This window comes from Carnobacterium sp. ISL-102 (assembly GCF_018612935.1).
GTDB lineage: Bacteria > Bacillota > Bacilli > Lactobacillales > Carnobacteriaceae > Carnobacterium_B > Carnobacterium_B alterfunditum.
Genome location: NZ_JAGGRF010000029.1, coordinates 35679 through 58262, shown reverse-complemented (window position 1 = coordinate 58262; position 22584 = coordinate 35679). Strand labels below are relative to the sequence as shown.

18 protein-coding genes are annotated in these 22584 nt (G+C 36.0%); 15 read left to right on the top strand and 3 right to left on the bottom strand.

Annotation, left to right across the window (positions count from 1 at the left end; all coding sequences use genetic code 11):
* Nucleotides 1–309: 309 nt before the first annotated feature.
* Complete coding sequence (locus tag J7E16_RS09340) at nucleotides 310–1665, top strand: DUF1576 domain-containing protein (protein WP_251006148.1); 1356 nt, start codon at nucleotides 310–312, stop codon at nucleotides 1663–1665.
* A 256-nt stretch (nucleotides 1666–1921) separates the two neighbouring features.
* Nucleotides 1922–3313 (top strand): L-cystine transporter, encoded by a 1392-nt coding sequence (locus J7E16_RS09335; protein ID WP_214891100.1) that lies wholly within the window; start codon nucleotides 1922–1924, stop codon nucleotides 3311–3313.
* A 286-nt stretch (nucleotides 3314–3599) separates the two neighbouring features.
* Here J7E16_RS09335 and J7E16_RS09330 read toward each other — a convergent pair whose 3' ends face one another.
* Genes J7E16_RS09330 through J7E16_RS09320 form a run of 3 tightly spaced genes read right to left on the bottom strand, consistent with a single transcriptional unit; the run spans nucleotide 3600 to nucleotide 6399 of the window.
* Entirely contained in the window at nucleotides 3600–4826 is a 1227-nt protein-coding gene (locus J7E16_RS09330; protein WP_214891098.1) for an ABC transporter permease, read from the bottom strand.
* Nucleotides 4823–5524, bottom strand: a complete 702-nt coding sequence (locus J7E16_RS09325) for an ABC transporter ATP-binding protein (protein ID WP_214891096.1) — start codon at nucleotides 5522–5524, stop codon at nucleotides 4823–4825. Before J7E16_RS09325 ends, J7E16_RS09330 begins: the two co-directional genes overlap by 4 nt.
* A gap of 14 nt (nucleotides 5525–5538) precedes the next feature.
* Entirely contained in the window at nucleotides 5539–6399 is an 861-nt protein-coding gene (locus tag J7E16_RS09320) for an efflux RND transporter periplasmic adaptor subunit (protein WP_214891094.1), read from the bottom strand.
* Between the two features lie 177 nt (nucleotides 6400–6576).
* Here J7E16_RS09320 and J7E16_RS09315 point away from each other — a divergent pair, with 177 nt between their 5' ends.
* From J7E16_RS09315 to nagB, 13 genes are all read left to right on the top strand, one after another.
* A complete protein-coding gene (locus J7E16_RS09315) occupies nucleotides 6577–7311 on the top strand; it encodes a metallophosphoesterase (RefSeq protein ID WP_214891108.1) in 735 nt (244 codons plus the stop codon).
* 39 nt (nucleotides 7312–7350) lie between these two features.
* Nucleotides 7351–8331, top strand: a complete 981-nt coding sequence (locus tag J7E16_RS09310; RefSeq protein WP_214891092.1) for an ABC transporter ATP-binding protein — start codon at nucleotides 7351–7353, stop codon at nucleotides 8329–8331.
* Nucleotide 8332: 1 nt separating this feature from the next.
* Nucleotides 8333–9850 (top strand): ABC transporter permease/substrate-binding protein, encoded by a 1518-nt coding sequence (locus J7E16_RS09305; protein WP_214891090.1) that lies wholly within the window; start codon nucleotides 8333–8335, stop codon nucleotides 9848–9850.
* Between the two features lie 35 nt (nucleotides 9851–9885).
* The gene (locus J7E16_RS09300; RefSeq protein WP_214891088.1) at nucleotides 9886–10716 is read left to right on the top strand and encodes a metallophosphoesterase; all 831 of its coding nucleotides are present in this window, start codon (nucleotides 9886–9888) and stop codon (nucleotides 10714–10716) included.
* A gap of 144 nt (nucleotides 10717–10860) precedes the next feature.
* Entirely contained in the window at nucleotides 10861–13038 is a 2178-nt protein-coding gene (locus tag J7E16_RS09295; protein ID WP_214891086.1) for a Tex family protein, read from the top strand.
* A gap of 174 nt (nucleotides 13039–13212) precedes the next feature.
* Nucleotides 13213–13668, top strand: coding sequence for a SprT family protein (locus J7E16_RS09290; protein WP_214891084.1), 456 nt, complete (start codon nucleotides 13213–13215; stop codon nucleotides 13666–13668).
* Between the two features lie 34 nt (nucleotides 13669–13702).
* Nucleotides 13703–15112, top strand: coding sequence for a glycosyl hydrolase family 28-related protein (locus J7E16_RS09285; protein ID WP_214891082.1), 1410 nt, complete (start codon nucleotides 13703–13705; stop codon nucleotides 15110–15112).
* Nucleotides 15113–15212: 100 nt separating this feature from the next.
* A complete protein-coding gene (locus tag J7E16_RS09280) occupies nucleotides 15213–16682 on the top strand; it encodes a nicotinate phosphoribosyltransferase (protein WP_214891080.1) in 1470 nt (489 codons plus the stop codon).
* A gap of 114 nt (nucleotides 16683–16796) precedes the next feature.
* Entirely contained in the window at nucleotides 16797–17624 is an 828-nt protein-coding gene (nadE, locus tag J7E16_RS09275) for an NAD(+) synthase (RefSeq protein ID WP_214891078.1), read from the top strand.
* Nucleotides 17625–17754: 130 nt separating this feature from the next.
* On the top strand, nucleotides 17755–18699 hold the full coding sequence (locus J7E16_RS09270) for a glycosyltransferase family 2 protein (protein WP_214891106.1): 945 nt from the start codon (nucleotides 17755–17757) through the stop codon (nucleotides 18697–18699).
* A 31-nt stretch (nucleotides 18700–18730) separates the two neighbouring features.
* Complete coding sequence (locus J7E16_RS09265) at nucleotides 18731–20632, top strand: LTA synthase family protein (RefSeq protein ID WP_214891076.1); 1902 nt, start codon at nucleotides 18731–18733, stop codon at nucleotides 20630–20632.
* Between the two features lie 72 nt (nucleotides 20633–20704).
* Complete coding sequence (gene nagA, locus J7E16_RS09260) at nucleotides 20705–21835, top strand: N-acetylglucosamine-6-phosphate deacetylase (RefSeq protein WP_214891074.1); 1131 nt, start codon at nucleotides 20705–20707, stop codon at nucleotides 21833–21835.
* A 32-nt stretch (nucleotides 21836–21867) separates the two neighbouring features.
* The gene (nagB, locus tag J7E16_RS09255) at nucleotides 21868–22575 is read left to right on the top strand and encodes a glucosamine-6-phosphate deaminase (protein WP_214891072.1); all 708 of its coding nucleotides are present in this window, start codon (nucleotides 21868–21870) and stop codon (nucleotides 22573–22575) included.
* The last annotated feature ends 9 nt before the right edge of the window (nucleotides 22576–22584 follow it).

The window sequence follows — 22584 nt, the reverse complement described above, 5'->3', positions numbered from 1 at the left end:
AAAAAAAAAATTGAATAATAAACCTCAAAGAGGACTAAAATGGATTAAACTAAGAAAGCGGAAAAATGGGCACTCCCATTTTTCCGCTTTCTTGTTTACTATTAAGTTAGTCTCCGCTAGATAAAACTACTTTTTCAGCAGCCTCATATATTTAGGGGTGCTTTTTCTCAAAAAAGCTATTTTTAGTTTAAATTAAATTGTGTCAATTAAAAATTCGTGTTATTATTTCTCTAATAGCAAGTACTCGCTTTATCTAAAAAAAGGTTTTAAAGTCTAATTAAGCTTTTTAAAGAAAAGAGGTTGATGCTTATGGGAAAATTATGGTTCCTACCTTTACAGGATGAGAATCCAGTAGTAATGGAAAGAATAAAATATATGATTGCTCTTTTTTTCTCTTTTACGTTAGTCGGATTAGCACTATACTTCAATACACTTGAAGAAATTTGGCATGGAAGTCTTAAAATTCTCATTTCTCCGGCTAATCTAGTAACAGATTATTTTAAAATCACAAATGTTGGTGCTGCATTTATCAATGCAGCATTGATGATCATAAAAAGTCTTCTCATTATCCGTTCAACGAAAGTAACATTATCTGGTCCATTATTTGCGGCTATTTTCACGATAGCAGGATTTTCTTTGTTTGGTAAAAATTTATTTAATTCTATTCCAATTATTTTGGGAGTATTTTTGTACGCTAAACTGACCCGTACTCCGTTTAAAAATTATTTACTAGCGGCTTTATATGGAACCGCTTTAGGACCATTAGTAAGTGAAGTAGCTTTCAACAGCGGATTCTCATTTTTTACGGGAATTCTTTTAGGATGGATAGCTGGAGCTATTGTTGGTCTGATTTTGCCTCCGTTATCACGTCATTTTGTAAGTTTTCATAAAGGGTTCAGTCTATATAATATTGGGTTTACTGCTGGAATTATTGGTATGGCTTTTATTGCAATTTTTAGAGCTTACGGAATAGAAGTAGACACGGTTAATTTAGTCTCAAGTGGTTATAACCAACCTTTATCTATTTATCTCTATAGTTTGTTTTTTTTATTATTTAGTGGGGGACTTTATTTTAATGGGGGTTCATTTTCCGGATACGCTGCTTTTTTGAAAGAAGACGGAAAAGGCGGTTCAGATTTTATAGAGCATCATGGTTTAGGATTAACTTTGATAAATATGGCTTTGTTAGGTGGTCTGACGACTACGCTTGTATTGATCGTAAGGGGAGAATTAAACGGTCCAGTTATTGGAGGAATATTTACAGTAGTTGGATTTGGAGCCTATGGAAAGCACGTGAAAAACGTTTTCCCCATTCTGTTAGGAGTATTGATCGTAGGTTGGCTGACATCAGCTGAATTATCAAGTACTGGTTTTTTACTTACGGCTTTATTTGGGACAACTCTAGCACCTATTAGCGGACACTATGGAGTGATAGCTGGAATTTTTGCAGGTGGTTTGCATATGGTTATCGTAACGAATATCAGTTATTTACATGCGGGTATGAATCTTTACAACAATGGGTTTTCAGGAGGATTTACAGCAGCTATAATTGTTCCTTTATTAGAAGTCGTTTTCTTCCATAAAAAAGAAAGAAAAAATAAAAGTATTGTAAAACCTTTAATCAATACTGAACCCGTTGAAGACTTAGAAAAAAACAAACAATGATCTGAATAGTACAATTGAAATAATAAAAAATAAAGTCTTCAAACTAATTATCCATCATTAGTTTGAAGACTTTATTTTCTTGCGTTTTTTCTTGATTTCCTTACAAAAGTAAAGTAAACTTTAAGAATCACTGAAAATGCAAGGAATTTCCTCGTTTTTAGGGTAGTTACTTTGGACTGGGCTACTTGAGACCTTTAATCTTATGATGGATCTGTTTTCTTAACTTGATTAAGGAAGCAAAAAAGGGAGGATCATTATGACAAATCTTTATATTGGTATGGTGTTGGTATTATTCATTGCCGTACTTGTTGGATTCTGGCAATTACAAAAAAAACACATAAAATTTTCAACACGTGTTTTTATTGCTTTAGGATCAGGTGTTGTGTTTGGAGCTATATTACAGCTTATCTTTGGAGCTGGCAGTGAGGTCACTACTGGATCGATCGATTGGATCAATATCGTCGGAAATGGCTATGTTAAATTCTTACAAATGTTGATCATGCCACTAATTTTTGTGTCTATTGTAGGAGCATTTACAAAAATTGAAGGGTCAAAAGACCTCGGCAAAATAAGTTTTACAGTATTAGCAACACTTTTAGGAACAACGGCTATTGCCGCATTGATTGGAATATTGAGTGTTATGGTATTTAATTTAGATGGCGCAGAATTTGTACAAGGTACAGCTGAAACGGCACGTATTGAGGAATTAAATATCAGTCAAGAGCAAGTCGCTGATTTAAGTATTCCAGAACAAATTATAGCATTTATCCCTGTAAACTTTTTCGCTGATTTATCAAACTCACGCTCGACAAGTACAATCGCGGTTGTTATTTTCTCTGCTTTTGTTGGAGTAGCCTATTTAGGAGTGCACCGTAAAGATCAAGAAGCAGGAGAGTTTTTTGCTAAAATAATTGAAAGTTTGTATGCTATCGTAATGCGCATTGTTACTTTAGTATTGCGATTAACACCCTACGGAATTTTTGCTTTAATGACTAAGGCACTTGCTACAAGTGACTTTAATGCCTTGCTTAGTTTAGGTATGTTTGTTATTGCTTCATACGCAGCACTTATCGCTATGTTTTTGATCCACATGTTGATATTGATTGGAGTAAAAGTTAACCCCATTCAATACCTTAAAAAGACATTTACGGTACTAAGTTTTGCCTTTACTTCTCGTTCAAGTGCAGGTGCGTTACCGTTGAATATTGAAACACAAACAAAATCTTTAGGAGTCGATCAAGCGTCAGCAAACTTCTCTGGAACATTCGGCTTATCGATTGGTCAAAATGGGTGTGCAGGTATTTATCCAGCTATGCTGGCAGCTATCGTAGCACCTACTGTGGGAATAGATATTTTTAGTCCTGCTTATATTCTTACTATCTTAGCTGTTGTTACAATCAGTTCATTTGGTGTTGCTGGTGTTGGTGGAGGAGCAACCTTTGCTGCGTTGATCGTGCTAGGGGCATTAGATTTACCAGTAGCAATCGTAGGGTTGGTTATTTCTGTAGAACCGCTTATTGATATGGGACGTACATTGTTAAATGTAAATGGCAGTATGATTGCTGGAATCATCTCATCAAAGAGAATTAAAAGCTTTGATGCTAAAATATTAAATGATGATTTAACAGCTATAAAATCAGATATTTAAAGCAATAATAAAGTAAATAAAAAGCGTCCAAGAATACTCTTGTGCGCTTTTTATTTGGATACTGAGCCTTTTTCATTACGTAATTAATATAAAAAGGGATTTTGTTTAGGGTTATTGATCAAAGAAGTACCAGATAAGGCTCTTTTTGACTAATAAATTTAATATATTGATTAAATGAGCATCACATATATCTTCATTTGACTAATAAAGAAGGTTTATTGATCTAATGAGTATCAAAAAAGTTTTCGTTTGACTAATAATGCAGACTCAAAGACCTTTTTTAAAATTATTCGTATCTTAAAGCTTCTATTGGATCTAATTTTGCAGCTTTTCGAGCAGGATAAATACCGAAAAAGATCCCTACTGCAGTAGAAAAGAGGAGAACGAGGACGACAGATCCTAATGTGATAGTAGGGACGATATTTAAAGCACTAGATATTCCATTTGCAAGGAGTATACCCAGGAATAAACCAAGAATCCCACCAATCAGAGTTAGGATGACGGCTTCCATTAGGAATTGAAAAAGAATGGTAGTCGTTGTCGCGCCTAAAGCTTTTCTTGTCCCAATCTCACGTGTTCGTTCGGTTACAGATACCAGCATAATATTCATGACGCCAATCCCGCCTACCAATAAAGCAATCGCCGCGACGGCAGCAATAAAGTTAACAAATAAACCTAAAACTGAATCTACTTGATCAAGAGCTTGTAAGAAGTTAGTTGCTGTATAAAAGTTTTCTCCTACAGTGTCATGTCTTGTTTCTAATAGTCGTACCATACGATTAGAGACCGATTCGATTGCATCCTTATCTGTCACTTGAACCGTCAAATTGTTCATAAGGTGCACTGTCGGGTTTAACTTTTCTATTGTTGTAAGAGGAAGGGCTAAAAATAAGGGCATTTGGCTCAAGTCGAATGAGCCTTGTAATTCTTTGAAGGTCCCTTCTACAATACCAATAATGGTTAAATTAACGGTGTTTCCAGCATTGCTGAGTAGCTGGATATCCTCACCAATCACATTTTGACGCCCATTGAATAAAGTTGTAGCTGTATCTTCAGTAATCACGACCACTTCTTTTGCATCATCGTAATCATTTTGATTGAAGTAGCGTCCATAGATGAGTGTACTTTCCATTGATCGATTAGTATATTGCAAATCGGTTGTACCGCTGAATGCTACAGCTGTGCGGCTTTCGAAATCTGACTGTACGGTTGTAGTGACCGTATTGTCTGGTGAAATACGCGTGATCTCAGGGATCGATTTTTTTAGTGCGTTGATGTCTGCATCTGTGATCGTTGCATCAGTCGAAGCATTGTCGCTTAGAGATAATGAAATAGTAGAAGCTCCAAAATCATTGAACGTTTTAGTTATTTCTGAGGTAGCACCATTTCCTATTGATAAAATAGCGATAACCGCTGCGATACCTATAATGATACCCAACATAGTCAAAAGAGAACGTAATTTGTTTGAAAAGATACTATCGACGGCCATTTTGAAATTTTCACGAATAGTCATGCGAAAGCTCCTTTATAGACTGATTTTTGAAGCTGATCATCCACTAATGCACCATCATTAAATGTGAGGATCCGTTTAGTATATAAAGATACTTCGGATTCATGGGTGATCATCAGAATTGTTGTTCCTTCAGCATTTAACTCTTGAAAAATACGCATAATGTCGACAGTTGTCTTGGAATCTAGGTTTCCGGTGGGTTCATCTGCCATTAATACAGAAGGGTTATTTACGATTGCTCGGGCAATAGCCACTCGCTGTTTTTGACCACCCGAAATTTCGTTTGGTTTATGTTTGACGCGATCGCTTAAACCGACCCGTTCTAAAGCTTTTAGAGCTCGTTCTTTTCTTTCTTTAGATTTCACACCTGCGTATACTAAAGGTAATTCAACATTTTCTAAAACAGACATACGAGGCATCAAATTAAAGGATTGGAAAATAAAGCCAATCTCTTTGTTGCGAATTTTGGCACTCTCTTTATCATCTAAATCACTTACGTTTTGACCGTTGAGTATATAAGTGCCTGAATCAAAACGATCTAATAGCCCTAAAATATTCATTAACGTCGATTTTCCTGACCCGCTTGGGCCCATTATTGCAGTAAACTCGCCAGCCATTATTTCTAGGGAAACATTATCTAATGCAACTAATGTTTCGTCACCAGTAGTATAAGTTTTAACGATATTTTTTATACTGATCATGTTTGAGCTCCTTTCTATTCACTAGTTACCATGGTGCCGTCACTGATCGTATCATCTGGAGATAAGATGATCGTGTCTTCCAACGTTAGACCATCTGTTACTTCTACGTGTGTAGCGGATTGGATACCAGATTCTATCGGTGTAGTTATTGCTTTTTCATTTTCAACAACATAAACATATGGTTTATTGTCTTCATCATATAATAGAGCTTCGATTGGAATAGCCAAAACATTGTCTGCAGTGTTCGTTGTAACATCTACATCAATATCGAAACCAACAAATAGGTCTTCGGGCGGTGTATCAAAAGAAACAATAGACTTTAAAACCATAGATGTACTGGTCGGACTTGTCACAGTGGAAGCTGTAGGATCAATATGCGATACAGTACCATTAAATGAATTATCGCCAGTCATTAAGAAGGCAACTTGCCCTTCTTCAATAAGAGCTGCATCTGATTTACTTAAATTGATCGTAACTTGTAAATCGCTCAAGTCAGCAATCGCAACAGCTGGCTCACCATTTTGACTGCTTAAATCGATTTGACCGTTTTTTGCATTAACGATCGTGACTGTTCCATTAAAATCAGCTGTCCGATTTGTTCCATCACTATAAGAAATAAGATTATCGCCTTCTTCAATGGCATCTCCTACGCTTACAGGCACATCTTGAATAAGTCCTTGACCAAAAATAGCTTGTGTTTGAGTAGATTCAATTATTCCAGTTGTACTTAATGTTTCTTTGATCGTCTCTTGCGATACTTTCGCAGTTTGCACAGTGATCGCTTCTTCCTCAGTGTTAGAATTTACAACACTATAAAAAATAAAAGCGATGATGGCAATAGCGATGACAATTCCGATTCCTTTTTTCCAATTCATGGTTTGATACTTCCTTTCTATATTATCATTAGCAATAGTAAACGTTTTACTAATTATAATGATTCTGATTTTTATAGTCTAGATTAACGTCTTGTAAACTGAAGTATAAAATCATTATTTTATAAAATTCATTGATCAACTGGTATAATAATAAAAAGTTCAAAGAGGTGTTGAATGATGAAAAAAGAATTATTTGCAATCGGAGATGTTCATGGACAAATTTCAATGTTTAAAAAAATGTTGACTCATTGGAATGAAGAAACACAGCAGCTTCTTTTGATCGGTGATTTAGGCGATCGCGGCGAAAATCCAAAAGATTGTTTTTTATTGGCAAAGATGTTGGTAGAACAAAAAGGAGCAATCTATTTAAAGGGCAATCATGAAGCGATGTTGTTGGCGTTTATGAACCAACCAGAAAAAAATTATGGCGTTTATTGTCTAAACGGTGGTATGAAAACTCTTGAAACTTTCTTGCATCCTAGTTTAGACGATGAATACTCACCTACTGAAATTGTGATGATTTTGACTAGTCGTTATCCAACGCTGCAACCGTTCCTTGAAACATTGCCTCTGTACTACGAATGGGGAGATTTTTTATTTGTTCATGCTGGCGTTGATTTAACTAAAAGAGACTGGCGCCAAACAGCTGATTATGATTATGTTTGGATCCGTGAGTCCTTTCATAAAGAAAAAAATAATACAGGAAAGACAATTGTATTTGGTCATACCATTACGCCTGCTTTATATGGAGACAACCAAACAACTGATTTATGGATAGAAGATCATAAAATCGGTATAGATGGGGGGGCTGTGTATGGAGGAGCCCTTCATGGTGTTTCATTCAATAAACAAGAACTAGTCAAAGATGTCAAAATAGACAACGCAGGATTTGTTTGGGATGGAAGAGTATAGATGAAAGCAGCTAAAAAGGAAAATTGAAGGAGAGATGAAATGATACTTTTTGAAAATGTTTCTAAAGAATATGAAAAAGGTAAACCGGTTGTGTCAAATATCAATTTGGAAATAGAAGATGGGGAATTTTTTGTGATCATTGGACCAAGTGGAAGTGGGAAAACGACAACGCTTAAAATGATCAATCGCCTGATTCCATTAACGTCAGGTTTTATCCGAATAAATGAAAAACCGATCAGCGATTATAACTTGCAAGAATTACGATGGAACATTGGATATGTATTGCAGCAAATCGCTTTGTTCCCAAATATGACGGTTGAAGAAAATATTATGATCGTACCAGAAATGAAAAAATGGTCTAAAGAAGATATCCAAAATAGAGTGACAGAGCTGCTTGATAATGTTGGACTGGATCCAGAAACATACCGAAACCGGAAACCGTCTGAACTTTCAGGTGGAGAGCAGCAGAGAATCGGTGTGATCAGAGCCTTAGCTGCTAATCCGGATATCATTCTAATGGATGAGCCATTTAGTGCGTTAGACCCAATCAGCAAACGTAATTTACAAAATGATGTAGCTAAGTTGCAAAAAAAATTGAATAAGACAGTCGTCTTTGTAACACATGATATTCAAGAGGCATTAGCTTTGGGAGACCGTATCTGTTTGATGAATAAAGGAAAAATAGAACAAATAGGAACACCAAGTGAAATTCAAAAAAACCCTAAAAATGATTTTGTCCGTAAATTTTTACAAACAGGGATCAGTGATTTTAAAAACACCCCAACGATCCAACAGATCCTTACCACCGGAAAGTTAGAAATCGTTGAAGCAGTTGAAGAAATAGGATCTTATTTGACAACGGAAGATACAGTTGATACATTAGTTGTTGCTTTAGCTAAGGAAGAGTTTGTTATCATCAAAGAAAAAGAAGGCAATAGGATAGGCAAGATCACAAAGCAACAGCTGCTCAATTATTTAGCTCAAGAAATTCATGTTGAAAAAGAAAGAGTGGTGCTATAGGATGAATGAATTTATCGCTACCTTTCAAGAACGTAAAGGTGAATTAGTGACAGCACTGATTGAACATATGCAATTATCATTTGTTTCATTGTTTATAGCGGTCGTTATAGCTATTCCGCTAGCAATCTACTTAACTAGACATAAAAAAATGGCAACCGTTATGATACAAATCACCTCTATTTTCCAAACTATCCCTTCACTTGCTCTTTTAGGATTGATGATACCTTTAGTAGGAATAGGAACTTTACCAGCTATTATAGCATTGGTGATTTATGCCCTGTTGCCTATTTTAAGAAATGCATATACTGGAATAATGGAAGTTGATCCATCGTTAAATGAAGCGGCAGACGCAATGGGAATGAATCGATTCAAGAAACTGATTAAAGTACAGATCCCGATTGCTATGCCGATCATCATGGCTGGGATCCGTAATGCCATGGTGCTGATCATCGGAACTGGTACTATCGCAGCTTTAATTGGAGCCGGTGGACTAGGAAGTCTTATTCTATTAGGGATCGATCGCGGAAATAATTATTTGATTTTATTAGGAGCGATTCCAGCAGCATTACTAGCCATCTTATTTGATTACCTTTTGAGCTTGTTTGAAAAAATCTCTTTCAAGAAAACAGTGGTCACATTGGGTATTCTTAGTGTTATTATTTTAAGTTTACTAATTGTACCTTTATTGACTAAAGACAAAGAAGAATTGGTCATTGCTGGTAAATTAGGTGCAGAACCTGAAATTATTATGAATATGTATAAATACTTGATTGAAGAAGAAACAGATGTAGCCGTCACGCTGCAGCCGAATATGGGAAAAACAACTTTTGTATTCAACGCATTAGAATCAGGAGATATCGATATTTATACGGAATATACTGGAACGATTTTGGCAACTTTTTTAAATGAAGAAGTGGCTTCAACAGATGAACAAGCTGTTTATCAACAAGCTAAGGAAGGTTTGGCGAAGCAGTATGATATGTCCTTGTTGGAACCGATGGCCTTTAATAATACTTATACGCTTGCAGTTACTTCAGAACTAGCAGAAAAATATCAACTTGAAACTATTTCTGATTTGATTCCGATCGCAAACGAAATTAAAGCCGGCTTTACATTAGAATTTTCTGATCGTCAAGATGGGTATTTGGGAATTCAAGAGTTATATGGACTAACTTTTGGGGATGTTCAAACAATGGAACCAAAACTGCGCTACACAGCTATTGAAACAGGGGATATTAACTTAGTTGACGCTTATTCAACAGACAGTGAACTTGCTCAATATGATCTAGTTGTTTTAGAGGATGATCGCGGCTTATTTCCACCTTATCAAGGAGCTCCTTTAATGCTGACTGAAACGTTGGCAGATTTCCCAGAATTAGATCGTATTTTAAACCAATTATCTGGTGAAATTACTGATGCAGAGATGCGGGAAATGAATTATGCTGTAAATGTTGAGGGAAAGAGCACAAGTGAAGTTGCCCAACAATTTTTAACGGAGCAAGGCCTGATAGAAGAATAAAAATCAGCTAGTATAAAGTTATAAGGGAGAGGTTTATGAAAATTGGTGTATTATCAGATTTGCATATTGATACCAATCAGAAAAAACTAACTGGAGAAGAAACGTTTTCAGAAATTGTTAGTAAACAAATCAGTCAGCAGCAGATCGATTTGATGCTGATTGCTGGCGATATCAGCAGTGATTATTTAGTATCACAACAGTTTCTAGATGAAGTGACAAATAAAAGCGGTATTCCAGTTTTATTTGTCCCAGGGAATCATGACTTTTGGTCGTTAAAAAATGGAGAAACAGATACGAAAAAAATCTACCGATTTTTCAAAAACCAAACGAATAGTTTGTTAAATAAACCGTATATAGTAAATGATGAGTGGGCCATTGTTGGAAATGCTGGATGGTATGACCATGGCTACGGAGATCAAACTAAATATACACAAGCAGAATTTAATGAAATGACATTAAGATTTGGGACATGGCAAGACAAGCGTTATGTTCATTGGGGAGAAGAAAATAGGGAGACTGCTCAATGGATGCTGGATAAGATAGAATCAGATCTTCAGTCAGTTGGGAAACGAAAGATCATCTTAATGACGCATGTGGTTACTCATCCAAAATTCGTCGTTTCTTTGCCACATAAAATTTATGACTATTTTAATGCTTTTCTAGGAAGTTCTTCATATGAAAAGCTGTATCAAACATATCCGATCGCTTACAGTATTATGGGACATGTCCATTATAGGAAAACTTTAGTGGACAACCGAGTAAATTACATCTGCGCTTGTTTAGGTGGATCTAAACATTGGCTGACCAAAGATCCAACAGCAGAAATCAGTAAAGCGATAGTGGTATTTCAATTGCCAGAAAAGTAAAAAGTACGCAAAAAGGGTAAAACCTTTTTGCGTACTTTTTTTTGAAAAGATAAAATCCTCCTATGCATATGAGAGTGATTTGGATAGCCCGCTATATTTATGGTAAAATAGCTAAGCAAAGTGGAACAAGAGAGGGAGAACTACATGACTGAAACAAATGAATCGATTGTATTAGATTTACTAAAAAACGAATTGAAAAGCTATTCTAAAAAGCAATTAACAACGGTCTTAGACTTACTAGCTGAAGGCAACACTGTCCCTTTTATAGCCCGATACCGCAAAGAAATGACAGGGACTTTGGATGAAGTCCAAATACGCGAAATAGAAGAACGTCATAATTACTTAACGAATTTAGAAAAAAGAAAAAATGATGTTTTAAGAACGATTGAAGAACAAGGAAAATTGACTCCAGAACTTGAAGAAGAAATAAAAAAGGCAGCAAAAATGCAGCTAGTGGAAGATTTGTATCGTCCATTTAAACAAAAACGTCGTACAAAAGCAACGATTGCAAAAGAAAGTGGTTTAGAACCATTAGCAGAATGGCTGTTGTCTTTTCCAAACGACAATGTACAAGCTGAAGCAGAAAAGTATATCAATAAAGAGAATAAAGTTGCAACAAGTGAGGATGCATTAACTGGAGCACACGAAATTCTGGCGGAACAAATCGGAGATGAACCTAGATATCGGACTTGGATCCGTGAGTATAGTGCTAAAAATGGAGCTATTACAGCTAAAGTTAAAAAAGTAGAAAAAGATGAAAAAGGAACCTTTGAAATGTATTATGACTACAGTGAACCGTTGTCAAAAGTAGCTTCACATCGTGTTTTAGCTATGAATCGTGGCGAAAAAGAAGATATTCTGAAAATTTCTTTTGTTTTAGATGAAAATAAAATCCATGAGTATTTAGAAAAACAATTGATCAAGCAGCCAAAATCAACAGCTGCACCGCTTATAAAGGCAGCTTACGAAGATAGTTATAAGCGATTTATCGGACCATCGATCGAACGTGAGATCCGTGCTGAATTAACTGAAACAGCAGGAGAACAAGCCATTCATATCTTTGGCGAAAATTTACGCAATTTACTATTGCAAGCACCGCTAAAAGGTAAAATTTTATTAGGTTTGGATCCAGCATACCGCACAGGGTGTAAGTTAGCTGTTATTGATCCTACAGGTAAAGTATTATCGATCGATGTGATTTATCCGCATAAGCCGGCAGGTGTAAACGCACGTGCTGAAGCAGCTGTTAAATTCAAAGAATTAGTTGAGTTTTACCAAGTTGAAATGATTGCAATTGGAAATGGGACCGCTAGTCGTGAATCTGAAACATTTGTTGCTGAAAACTTAAAGGAAATGGGACGACAAGTTTTCTATGTTATTGTAAACGAAGCAGGTGCATCGGTCTATTCAGCCAGTAAAACAGCTCGAGAAGAATTTCCTGATTTGCAAGTTGAACAAAGAAGTGCCGTTAGTATCGCACGTCGTTTGCAAGATCCATTAGCTGAGCTTGTTAAAATCGATCCTAAATCAGTTGGTGTGGGTCAATATCAGCATGATGTTTCTCAAAAAAAATTAGAGGAACGACTTGATTTTGTAGTAGAAACGGCCGTTAACCAAGTTGGAGTAAATGTAAATACTGCCAGTGCACCTTTATTGCAACACGTAGCAGGATTAAATAAAACGACCGCAACGAATGTAGTGGCTTATCGTGAAGAAAATGGCCGATTTGAGAGTCGTGCTCAATTGAAAAAAGTTTCTCGCTTAGGTCCAAAAGCTTATGAACAAGCAGTTGGGTTCTTACGCATCATCGGTGGGAAAAATGTATTAGATAACACTGGAATTCATCCTGAAACTTATAAAGAAGCAAAACAAATTATTGAATTAGCAGGATTAGCTTTGTCAGATGTAGGTAGTATGGAAGCCAAAAAAGTTCTAGAAAAAATAGATCTAGCAGTATTAACTGATCAAGTTGGTCTAGGTAAGGAAACGGTAAAAGATATGGTGCAAGCTTTGTCAAAACCTGGCCGTGACTTACGTGATGAATTAGCTGCACCATTGTTGCGCACAGATGTCTTAAGCATGGAAGATCTAATACCAGGTATGGAATTAGAAGGTACTGTCAGAAATGTTGTTGATTTTGGCGCCTTCGTAGACATAGGAGTTAAACAAGACGGGATGGTCCACATTTCTAAACTAAGCAAAGGGTATGTCCAACATCCAACAAATGTTGTTTCAGTCGGAGATGTTGTAACTGTTTGGGTCGATAACGTGGATCTGAAAAAGGGACGAATTGCTCTAACGATGTTGAAACCAAAAGAATAAAAATAGAGATATTTTAGTATAATCGTTCAAACATAGAAAGGGGTTGGGTTTTTTTCTCAATTCCTTTTTCGTGATGGTTTACATTTGTAGAACAGCTTGCAAACTTGTAAAATAAAGCATAAAGAAACTATTGGAAAAGTGAAAACTAAGATTTAATTAAAAGGAAGAATATATATGAATCAAGACGAACTACAGGTATTAGTGGAAAAGATATCACGTGATTGCTTTGGGCTGCCTTTTCAGCATCAAGCAGTATTTAATAATCGTTTGCGTACAACAGGGGGACGTTACCATTTAAATTCCCATAATCTAGATTTTAATCCTAAAATTCTTGAAACCTTTGGAACAGGTGAATTTTTAGGAGTGATCAAGCATGAACTTTGCCATTATCATCTGCATTTATTGGGCAAAGGCTTTCAACATAAGGACAAAGAATTTAAATGGTTATTAGCAGAAGTCGGTGGTTCGAGATTTGTAAAATCATTAAACGAGAATGCTAAACCAGTAAAGAAAAGAATCCTTTATCAATGTCAAGGTTGTTCACAGTTTATCTATCGACAGCGTAAAGTTAATACTCAAAAGTACGTTTGTGGCCAATGCAAAGGAAAGTTAACGCATATTGAGATTTGAAAAATAGGATAGGGAACTTTAAGGGGTGAAGAGAATGGATCAAGAACAAATCATTCAGCAAAAATTAACGTCTATTTTCCCTGCATATGGCAGCCCGATAAAAAAATTAGAAGCTATTGATAAAACGGAAAAACTTTTCCGAACTTTAACAGGAAGTTTGGCAAAACAAAAATCCAGTTGGTTAAGCGTAAATGCACTCAGCTATGAGAAAAACGATTTTACGACAGAACCACCAGTCTTAGTAAGTAAAGCAGGAAATGTTTTTCCTCTTTGGAAAATGGTATTGGATTTTGAAATGACTTGGTTAAAAAAAAGGACAAAAACAGTTTCTGTTCTTGATTATGGTGCAGTGGGAGATGGGAAAAAAGATTGCACAAAATCCTTTGAAAAAGCTATTTCCAAGGGGTTTAGACGTGTGGTCATACCTCCAGGAGAATACATTGTTAGAGGAATAGAACTCCCTTCTCATACTGAATTGATCGGAAGCGGCATAAATCAGACCGTTCTTATTTTGCATCAGAATGCTCCAAAAAAGACACGTTTGATCACTAACAAGCATCATTTAAATGGGGATCATCATATTTATATCGAAGGAATGAGTTTAGATTGGAATATCAAAAGATTGAGCAGCACTGAAAAAACTGCTAGTGGAGGGACTTACTCAAGCGGGATCACGTTAGCCCAAGTAACATATGCCATGATCCGTAATGTCAATATAACTGATCCAGGTTTGCACGGCATCGATGTTACCGCAACACTGTATAATTACGCAGGAGATGGCCGTAGAGCAAATGGAGGAAGTCGGTATGTTTGGATCGATCAAATAAAAACTAGTGGATTTGGTGATGATGGTATCACCACACACCATAGTGATTATATTTTTATTTCTAATTCTTATGCCCATCATCCTAGTGGCCGTTCGCATAAAAAAGGCTACTCCAATTCAAATGGAATTGAGGTGGATGATGGATCGCAACATGTCACCTTGGTAAATAATCATACAGCTTTTTGTTTTGGAGGAATCGAGATAAAAGCTCATGAAACAAGTTCTGCCGCATCCGATATTCAAATCATCGGTCATCTTTCGGAACATGATAATCGTTCTTACAATTTTAGACACATTGGTCACCATCAAGGAGACGATGCTTATTCCAAAACAGCATTTGGTATACGGGGAACTTTTCTTGCCGCTTGTTATCCACAATTAACAGAGCTTTACACAGCTTCTACCCCAAGAGCATTGGTTATATCAGCCTACCAAAAAGTAGCTATTCACCACTTCTTTGCTGTAACCAAACAAGAGGATCGTTCAGATAAAATCGCCTTATCAATCCAATATCGTGCAGGAGAAGTAGCAATCAAAGAAGTTCGTCTAAAAAATTATGAACAAGCAATAAAATCTGTTCGTATTGGAAAAGAAACCGGTAGAGTATATATGGATTGATATAGGGTAGGATATAGCTAGCCAATATCGTGAAATCTCTATATTTCCACTGATTTTATGTTATGATTAACGGGAATAAATTAAAGATAGGGGAAGAGTAATGAATACGATACATCCAGATGACAGTTGGGCATTACACACTGATCTATACCAAATCAATATGATAAAGACCTATTGGGAATTAGGAAAAGCAGATTCTCATGCGGTTTTTGAAGCATATTATAGAAATAACCCTTTTCAAAGCGGCTATGCTATTTTTGCTGGCTTAGAACGTGTGATCAATTACATTCAAAAATTGAAATTCACAAAGAGTGATATCGATTATTTAAGAAGTTTAGCTACTTATCCTGAAGAATTTTTAGATTACTTAGGAAAATTCAAATTCAGAGGAACGATCCGCTCCATGATTGAAGGGGAAGTTGTTTTTGCAGGTGAACCGCTCATTCAAGTGGAGGGACCATTAGCCGATTGTCAATTGGTAGAAACGGCTATTTTAAATATTTTGAATTATCAGACTTTGATTGCAACTAAAGCTGCTAATATCAAATCGATCGTAAAAGATGAACCAGTATTAGAATTTGGAACTAGAAGAGCGCAAGAAATGGACGCTGCTATTTGGGGAACAAGAGCAGCATATATTGGCGGATGCGACGCTACCAGCAATACACGTGCGGGTAAGATTTTTGGGATCCCAGTCAGTGGAACGCATGCTCACTCATTAGTTCAAGTTTATCGAAATGATTATGATGCTTTTATGGCATATGCTACAACGCATAAAGATAGTGTGTTTTTAGTGGACACATACGATACTTTAAGATCCGGTGTTCCAAATGCTATTCGAGTTGCAAAAGAACTAGGCGATAAAATGAACTTTTTAGGTGTACGTATTGATAGCGGTGATATGGCCTATATTTCAAAACGGGTACGTCAACAGCTTGATGATGCAGGTTTTACTGAAGCAAAAATATATGCATCAAATGATTTAGATGAAAAAACAATTTTAAACTTAAAAATGCAAGGTGCCCGCATTGATGTTTGGGGTGTGGGAACAAAGTTGATCACGGCTTATGATCAACCTGCCTTGGGAGCTGTTTATAAATTAGTTTCTATTGAAGATGAGCAAGGAAATATGGTAGATACATTGAAGCTCTCCAGTAACGCTGAAAAAGTTTCCACCCCCGGAAAAAAACAGGTGTGGCGTATTACCAAAAATGATGGTGGAAAGTCTCAAGGAGATTATATTACACTATGGGAAGAAAGACCGGATCAAAAAGAAGAGTTGTTTATGTTCCATCCCGTTCACACCTATATTAATAAAACAGTAACCGATTTTAGCGCTAGACCTTTATTAAAAGATATTTTTGTGGATGGAAAATTAGTGTATGACCTGCCGAAATTAATCGAAATCAAAATGTATGCTAAAAACAGCTTAGGTATGCTCTGGGAAGAATACAAGCGTAACCTGAATCCAGAAGGTTATCCAGTTGATTTATCGCAAGCTGCTTACGATCATAAAATCAAGTCTATTGAAAATGCACGTGATAATGTAAAGAAATTTGCTGAAAAATAGTGCAAAGTAGAACATTAAATAGTCTCAACCTCTTGGACTAAAAAATAATAGAGTCATGGAGGAAATCATGCAATACTCCATTTAACGATCAATCGAAGAGAAGAGGATACAGATATGTCAAAATTAAAAGAACAAATTATTAAAGAAATGCGTGTTGATCCATCTATTGATCCAAAAGTTGAAATCCAAAAAAGTGTCGATTTTTTGAAAGACTATTTGAAAAAGCATTTATTTTTAAAAACGTTGGTACTCGGTATCAGCGGAGGACAGGACTCAACATTAGTCGGAAAATTAAGCCAATTGGCTATAATTGAATTGCGAGAAGAGACTGGCGATAACGAATACCAATTTATTGCTATACGTCTTCCTTACGGCGAACAAGCAGATGAAAAAGATGCTATGGATGCCATTGAGTTCATCGGGGCAGATAAAATCGTTAAAGTAAACGTTAAGCCCAGCGTAGATGCAACAGTACAGACACTAGAAGATGGAGGCATATCCATTAGTGATTTTGTTAAAGGAAATATCAAGGCTCGTCAACGTATGATCATTCAATATGCTATAGCTGGAAGTCATAACGGAGCTGTAGTAGGAACGGATCACTCTGCGGAAGCCGTTACCGGATTTTATACAAAATTTGGCGATGGTGGGACAGATATCAATCCAATCTTTAGATTAAATAAACGTCAAGGAAAAGCCCTATTAAAAGAACTGAGAGCTCCTAAAGAGCTATACGAAAAAATACCTACGGCTGATCTAGAAGAAGATAAACCGTCTTTACCAGATGAAAAAGCCTTAGGTGTGACCTATGATCAAATTGATGATTATTTAGAAGGCAAAGAAGTATCAAAAGAAGCAGCTCAAAAAATTGAAAGCTGGTTCTTAAAAACAAACCATAAACGTCACTTACCGATTACGATATTTGATGATTTTTGGAAATGAAGGTTAATTTTATAAAGAATAAAGACCGATAAAAGGCTGGAACATAAATTCCAGCTTTTTTGTTATTGTAAATTCGGTAATTTTTTATAGTTTTTTTCAAAAATTAGACAAGGAGGTGAAAGGGGTGGAAATGGAAAAGCTTTCGCTTGTTGTTCCCTGTTACAATGAAGAGCAAACGATCCCCCTCTTTTTTACTGCGGTTGAAAAGATTCGAGCAGCGTTAACGAACATTACTATCGAATATATATTTGTCAACGATGGTTCAAAAGATCACACTTTGGTCGTATTAAGAGAAATGGCACAACAATACCCCGATTCTATTAAGTATTTATCTTTTTCACGAAATTTTGGGAAAGAAGCTGCTTTATATGCAGGAATGGAATATTCTACTGGCGACTATGTGGCTGTAATGGATGTCGATTTGCAAGATCCACCTGATTTGTTGCCTCAAATGCTCCATTTAATAAGACATGAAGTATATGATTGCATAGGGACAAGAAGGATAAGTCGAAAGGGTGAGCCGCTTTTTCGCTCATTCTTGGCTAAAAAATTTTATCGGATCATGAATCGTATTTCAGCTGTTGAATTCGTAGACGGAGCAAGAGACTACAGACTAATGACTCGTCAAATGGTAGAGGCTGTTCTTTCTATGACTGAAGTCAATCGTTTTTCAAAAGGGATGTTCAGTTGGGTAGGGTTTGACACGAAATATTTAGAGTATGAAAATAAAGAACGGGTGGCTGGCAAATCTTCTTGGTCGATATGGTCTTTATTTAAATATTCATTAGATGCAATTGTCGATTTTTCAGATATCCCCTTGGCAATAGCTTCTTTTGTTGGATTGACGTCTTTTATAATGGCTATTTTCTTCATGATCGCAATTATCATTCGAACGGTATTATTTGACGATCCAACCGCGGGATGGCCTTCTCTAGTGACCATTATACTGGCTATTGGAGGGTTACAATTATTCTGCTTAGGAATAGTAGGCAAATACCTTGGGAAAACATATCTTGAAACGAAGAAGAGACCAATCTATATTCTGAAGGAAACAGATAAAAAAAATAAAAAATAAAGTAAATATTTTTTTAGCAAAGGTGGATAGAATGAAAAAAATAAACAAATACAAAACGAGTCGATCTGTATATAAAGAGTCAAGTATTCTTGTGAATAGTTTGAAAACGATTTTAGTAGGGCTGAGTACAGCCTTCATTGGAAATTTTTTACTCCAACTTTTTCAAAATCACTATAGTTTTTCCTTAGCTGTTAATTTTATTTTTCTGTGGCATACGGAATTATTTTTACTGGGAGTATTTCTATTATTTCTGCTGTACTTATGGATAGCAGCAGTGATCGGTTCTCGTTGGTTGAGTGTTTTGGTTATGACAGTCATCATAATAGCAGTAGGAGTGGCGACGCAACAGAAAATGGCCTTGCGAGGAGAACCGTTGTATCCTTCCGACTTTCTATTGATCAATGATTTGCCTTTTTTGATTCAAATGGTCGATAGTAAATTGACTTTAGCGGTTATTATTTTTTTGATTGGTGTAGTGAGTTTAAGTATTTATATTCTTATTAAAAAGAAAAAAGATAGTTCCAAACGATTGGATAAATCGGTCAAAAAGAAGTTGAGCTGGCTAACGAGAGGGAGTACTTTCATCATTACCAGCAGCATTCTTTTTTACAGTATGGGTTTCAGTCAGCCAGGTAACGTACTGAGGTATGCATATGATCGGTACGCTCATTGGATACCTTATAGCCAGCAAATGAATTATTATAATAATGGATTTATAGGAGGGTTTTTGTATAATATTGGCGTAGATGCAATGGAAAAACCAGCTGATTATTCGAAAAACCAAATAATAGATATCGTTCAAAAGTATGAAAAAAAAGCATCTGAAATAAACGAAACCAGACCAGCAGTAATAAATGATGTGAATATTATATATGTAATGAATGAAAGCTTTTCAGATCCTTTAGCTCTTGATGGGATAACCGTTTCAGAAGATCCTATTCCAACAATACGATCTCTGAAGGAAAGAGCAGTGAGTGGGAACATTTTATCTCAAGGGTATGGAGGTGGAACAGCCAATATTGAATTTGAAGCATTGACCGGATTGTCAATGGAACCAATGTCTGCAAGTCTAACGACACCTTACACGCAACTGGTTTCTAGGATGAGCGAGCTGTCATCGGTTGTCTCTTACCTAAAACAGCAAGGTTATGCAACAACTGCTATCCATCCTTACAATACAACAATGTATAAACGAAATGAAGTGTATCAAAATCTAGGATTCACAACATTTTTAAATGAAACAAATATGACGTTTTTAGATAGAAAAGATCAAAATCCTTATATTTCAGATGAATCTGCTTACCAAGAAATTTTGAAAAAAATGCAAACGACAGAAGAATCGGATTTTATTCATTTGGTTACTATGCAGAATCATATGGTTTACAGTGGTAAATACCCTAACACAGATTTTTCAGCTCAAGGAACGGGAAATGCCGAAGAAGCAGCTAATTATTTGCAGGATCTAGCTTATAGCGATGAGGCATTAGATGATTTTTTGACCACTATAGAGCAGTTACCTGAAAAAACAGTCGTTGTTTTCTGGGGAGACCATTTGCCTAGCTTTTTTAGTGAATCTAATGTACAAACCAACGGAAGTTTAAAAATGCATCAGACTCCGCTGCTTATCTACTCTAATTTTACTGAAAATAATGATACGGTAGGGACCATTAGTCCAATCTATTTTATGAATCATATTTTAGAGATTGCTAATGCCCAAGTCACACCTTTTTATGCTCTTTTGATGGAATTAGAAGAGGCATTACCGGCTTTTGAAAAAGGGTTATATATTGAACGAGATACAAAAACAGTGTCCGAAAAACGAGGTGAACTCTCAAAAGAAACGCAAGAGCTATTAAAGGTTTATGATGCGATTCAATACGATGTCACTGTTGGTGAAAATTACAGTAAAGCACTTAACTTCTTTGAAGATTAAGTGCTTTTTTTTTATTTGCTTTTTTGGTCTATACCACTTATAATGATAAAAAAGAGTAAAGGAGATAAAAAAATGGTTAATGTATTGAAAAATGTAACTGTATATACAGGAGAAGAAAAAATTGAAGATGCTTTTATTCGTTTTTCTGAAGAAATTTTAACGGTAGGAAAAATGAGTGATTATAAAAAAGAACCAACTGATCAAGAACAAGAGGCTGCTGGAAAAATAGTTTTGCCTGGTTTTATTGATGTTCACAGTCATGGCGGGTATAGCTATGATAATATGGATAGCAGTGCAGCTGAAATCAATCAGATGCTCCAAGAAATGTATAAAGAAGGCATTACTTCTTACTTTGCGACAACAATGACACAGTCTTATGAAGCCATTGATAAAGCGCTTATCGCCATCAATGAAGCAGCCAGTAAAAATCCTGTGATTCAAGGGATCCATTTAGAAGGCCCTTTTGTATCAAAAGAGTTTAAAGGAGCACAACCAGAAAAATTTATTCGCATACCGGATGCAAAACAAATGGAAAAATGGAACAAGTTAAGTGGAAATCGTATTCGTTTAGTCACTTATGCTTCTGAAACAAGTGATGCATCAGAATTTGAAGATTATTGTGTGAAACATAATATTATCCTTTCAATCGGTCACAGCAACGCTACTAGAGCGCAGTTGATGGACTCTAAAGCTTCTCATATTACACATTTGTATAATGCGCAAAGAGGGTTGCATCATCGTGAGCCAGGAGTAACGGGGCATGCCTTTCTAGAAGACGCTATTTATACAGAAATGATTGTTGATGGCTATCATATTCATCCTGATATGGTCAACTTAGCGTATAAAATTAAAGGTCCAGACCGAATTGAAGTCATTACTGATTCGATGCGTGCAAAAGGATTGCCTGATGGCGAGAGCGAATTAGGTGGTCAAAAAGTCCTAGTAAAGAATAATCAGGCCAGATTAGAAGATGGAACATTAGCAGGAAGTGTATTGACGTTTAATGACGCATTTAAAAATATTATGGCTTTTACAGGTTGCTCCATTGAGGATGCTGTAAAAATGACTTCTGTCAATCAGGCAAGAGAATTCGGTTTGAATAAAAAAGGCAATCTCGAAGTGGGTAAAGATGCCGATATGATAGTGATGAATAGTGAATTTGATGTAGAGCATACATTTAGTTTTGGGGAAATGGTTTATTAAACTAGAATCGAAAAGAAAAGGTGGAAATTCAAATGGAATTAATTATTGTGAAGGATAACGTAGAAGGCGGAAAAAAAGCATTCGAACTGATTAAGGAAGGTATGGAACAAGGAGCAAAAGTATTAGGATTAGCTACAGGTAGTACACCTATTTCGTTGTATCATGAAATGATCAAAAGTGACGTAGATTTTTCAGATATGACGGCACTTAATTTAGATGAATATGTTGGACTTGCTCCTACAGATCCACAAAGCTACCATCATTTTATGGAAGAACAATTGTTTTCTAAAAAGCCGTTCAAAGAAACTTTTGTGCCCGATGGAATGGCTAAAGATGCAAAACAAGAATGTGAACGTTATGATCAAATTATTAAAACACATCCAATTGATATTCAAGTTTTAGGTATTGGAAGCAACGCACATATTGGATTTAATGAACCTGGAACTTCTTTTGATTTAACAACTCATAAAGTAGAGCTATTGTCATCCACCATTGAAGCGAATAAACGCTTTTTTGATCATGCTGAAGATGTTCCACGCTTAGCTTATTCAATGGGTATAAAATCAATTATGAAATCTAAAAAGATTATCTTGATGGCTTATGGCGAAACAAAAGCAGAAGCAATAAAAAAGGCCCTTGAAGGACCGGTAACCCAAGAAGTTCCTGCAAGTATCTTGCAAAATCATGAGAATGTGACTATGATTGTAGACGAAGCAGCGGCGAAATTAATTCAACGATAGGAGCAAAAT

What these genes read in the sequence shown, in the direction of transcription:
- J7E16_RS09340 (WP_251006148.1), top strand. Translation starts at nt 310, where the DNA reads ATGGGAAAATTATGGTTCCTACCTTTACAGGATGAGAATCCAGTAGTA.
- J7E16_RS09335 (WP_214891100.1), top strand. Translation starts at nt 1,922, where the DNA reads ATGACAAATCTTTATATTGGTATGGTGTTGGTATTATTCATTGCCGTA.
- J7E16_RS09330 (WP_214891098.1), bottom strand. Translation starts at nt 4,826, where the DNA reads ATGACTATTCGTGAAAATTTCAAAATGGCCGTCGATAGTATCTTTTCA.
- J7E16_RS09325 (WP_214891096.1), bottom strand. Translation starts at nt 5,524, where the DNA reads ATGATCAGTATAAAAAATATCGTTAAAACTTATACTACTGGTGACGAA.
- J7E16_RS09320 (WP_214891094.1), bottom strand. Translation starts at nt 6,399, where the DNA reads ATGAATTGGAAAAAAGGAATCGGAATTGTCATCGCTATTGCCATCATC.
- J7E16_RS09315 (WP_214891108.1), top strand. Translation starts at nt 6,577, where the DNA reads ATGAAAAAAGAATTATTTGCAATCGGAGATGTTCATGGACAAATTTCA.
- J7E16_RS09310 (WP_214891092.1), top strand. Translation starts at nt 7,351, where the DNA reads ATGATACTTTTTGAAAATGTTTCTAAAGAATATGAAAAAGGTAAACCG.
- J7E16_RS09305 (WP_214891090.1), top strand. Translation starts at nt 8,333, where the DNA reads ATGAATGAATTTATCGCTACCTTTCAAGAACGTAAAGGTGAATTAGTG.
- J7E16_RS09300 (WP_214891088.1), top strand. Translation starts at nt 9,886, where the DNA reads ATGAAAATTGGTGTATTATCAGATTTGCATATTGATACCAATCAGAAA.
- J7E16_RS09295 (WP_214891086.1), top strand. Translation starts at nt 10,861, where the DNA reads ATGACTGAAACAAATGAATCGATTGTATTAGATTTACTAAAAAACGAA.
- J7E16_RS09290 (WP_214891084.1), top strand. Translation starts at nt 13,213, where the DNA reads ATGAATCAAGACGAACTACAGGTATTAGTGGAAAAGATATCACGTGAT.
- J7E16_RS09285 (WP_214891082.1), top strand. Translation starts at nt 13,703, where the DNA reads ATGGATCAAGAACAAATCATTCAGCAAAAATTAACGTCTATTTTCCCT.
- J7E16_RS09280 (WP_214891080.1), top strand. Translation starts at nt 15,213, where the DNA reads ATGAATACGATACATCCAGATGACAGTTGGGCATTACACACTGATCTA.
- nadE (WP_214891078.1), top strand. Translation starts at nt 16,797, where the DNA reads ATGTCAAAATTAAAAGAACAAATTATTAAAGAAATGCGTGTTGATCCA.
- J7E16_RS09270 (WP_214891106.1), top strand. Translation starts at nt 17,755, where the DNA reads ATGGAAAAGCTTTCGCTTGTTGTTCCCTGTTACAATGAAGAGCAAACG.
- J7E16_RS09265 (WP_214891076.1), top strand. Translation starts at nt 18,731, where the DNA reads ATGAAAAAAATAAACAAATACAAAACGAGTCGATCTGTATATAAAGAG.
- nagA (WP_214891074.1), top strand. Translation starts at nt 20,705, where the DNA reads ATGGTTAATGTATTGAAAAATGTAACTGTATATACAGGAGAAGAAAAA.
- nagB (WP_214891072.1), top strand. Translation starts at nt 21,868, where the DNA reads ATGGAATTAATTATTGTGAAGGATAACGTAGAAGGCGGAAAAAAAGCA.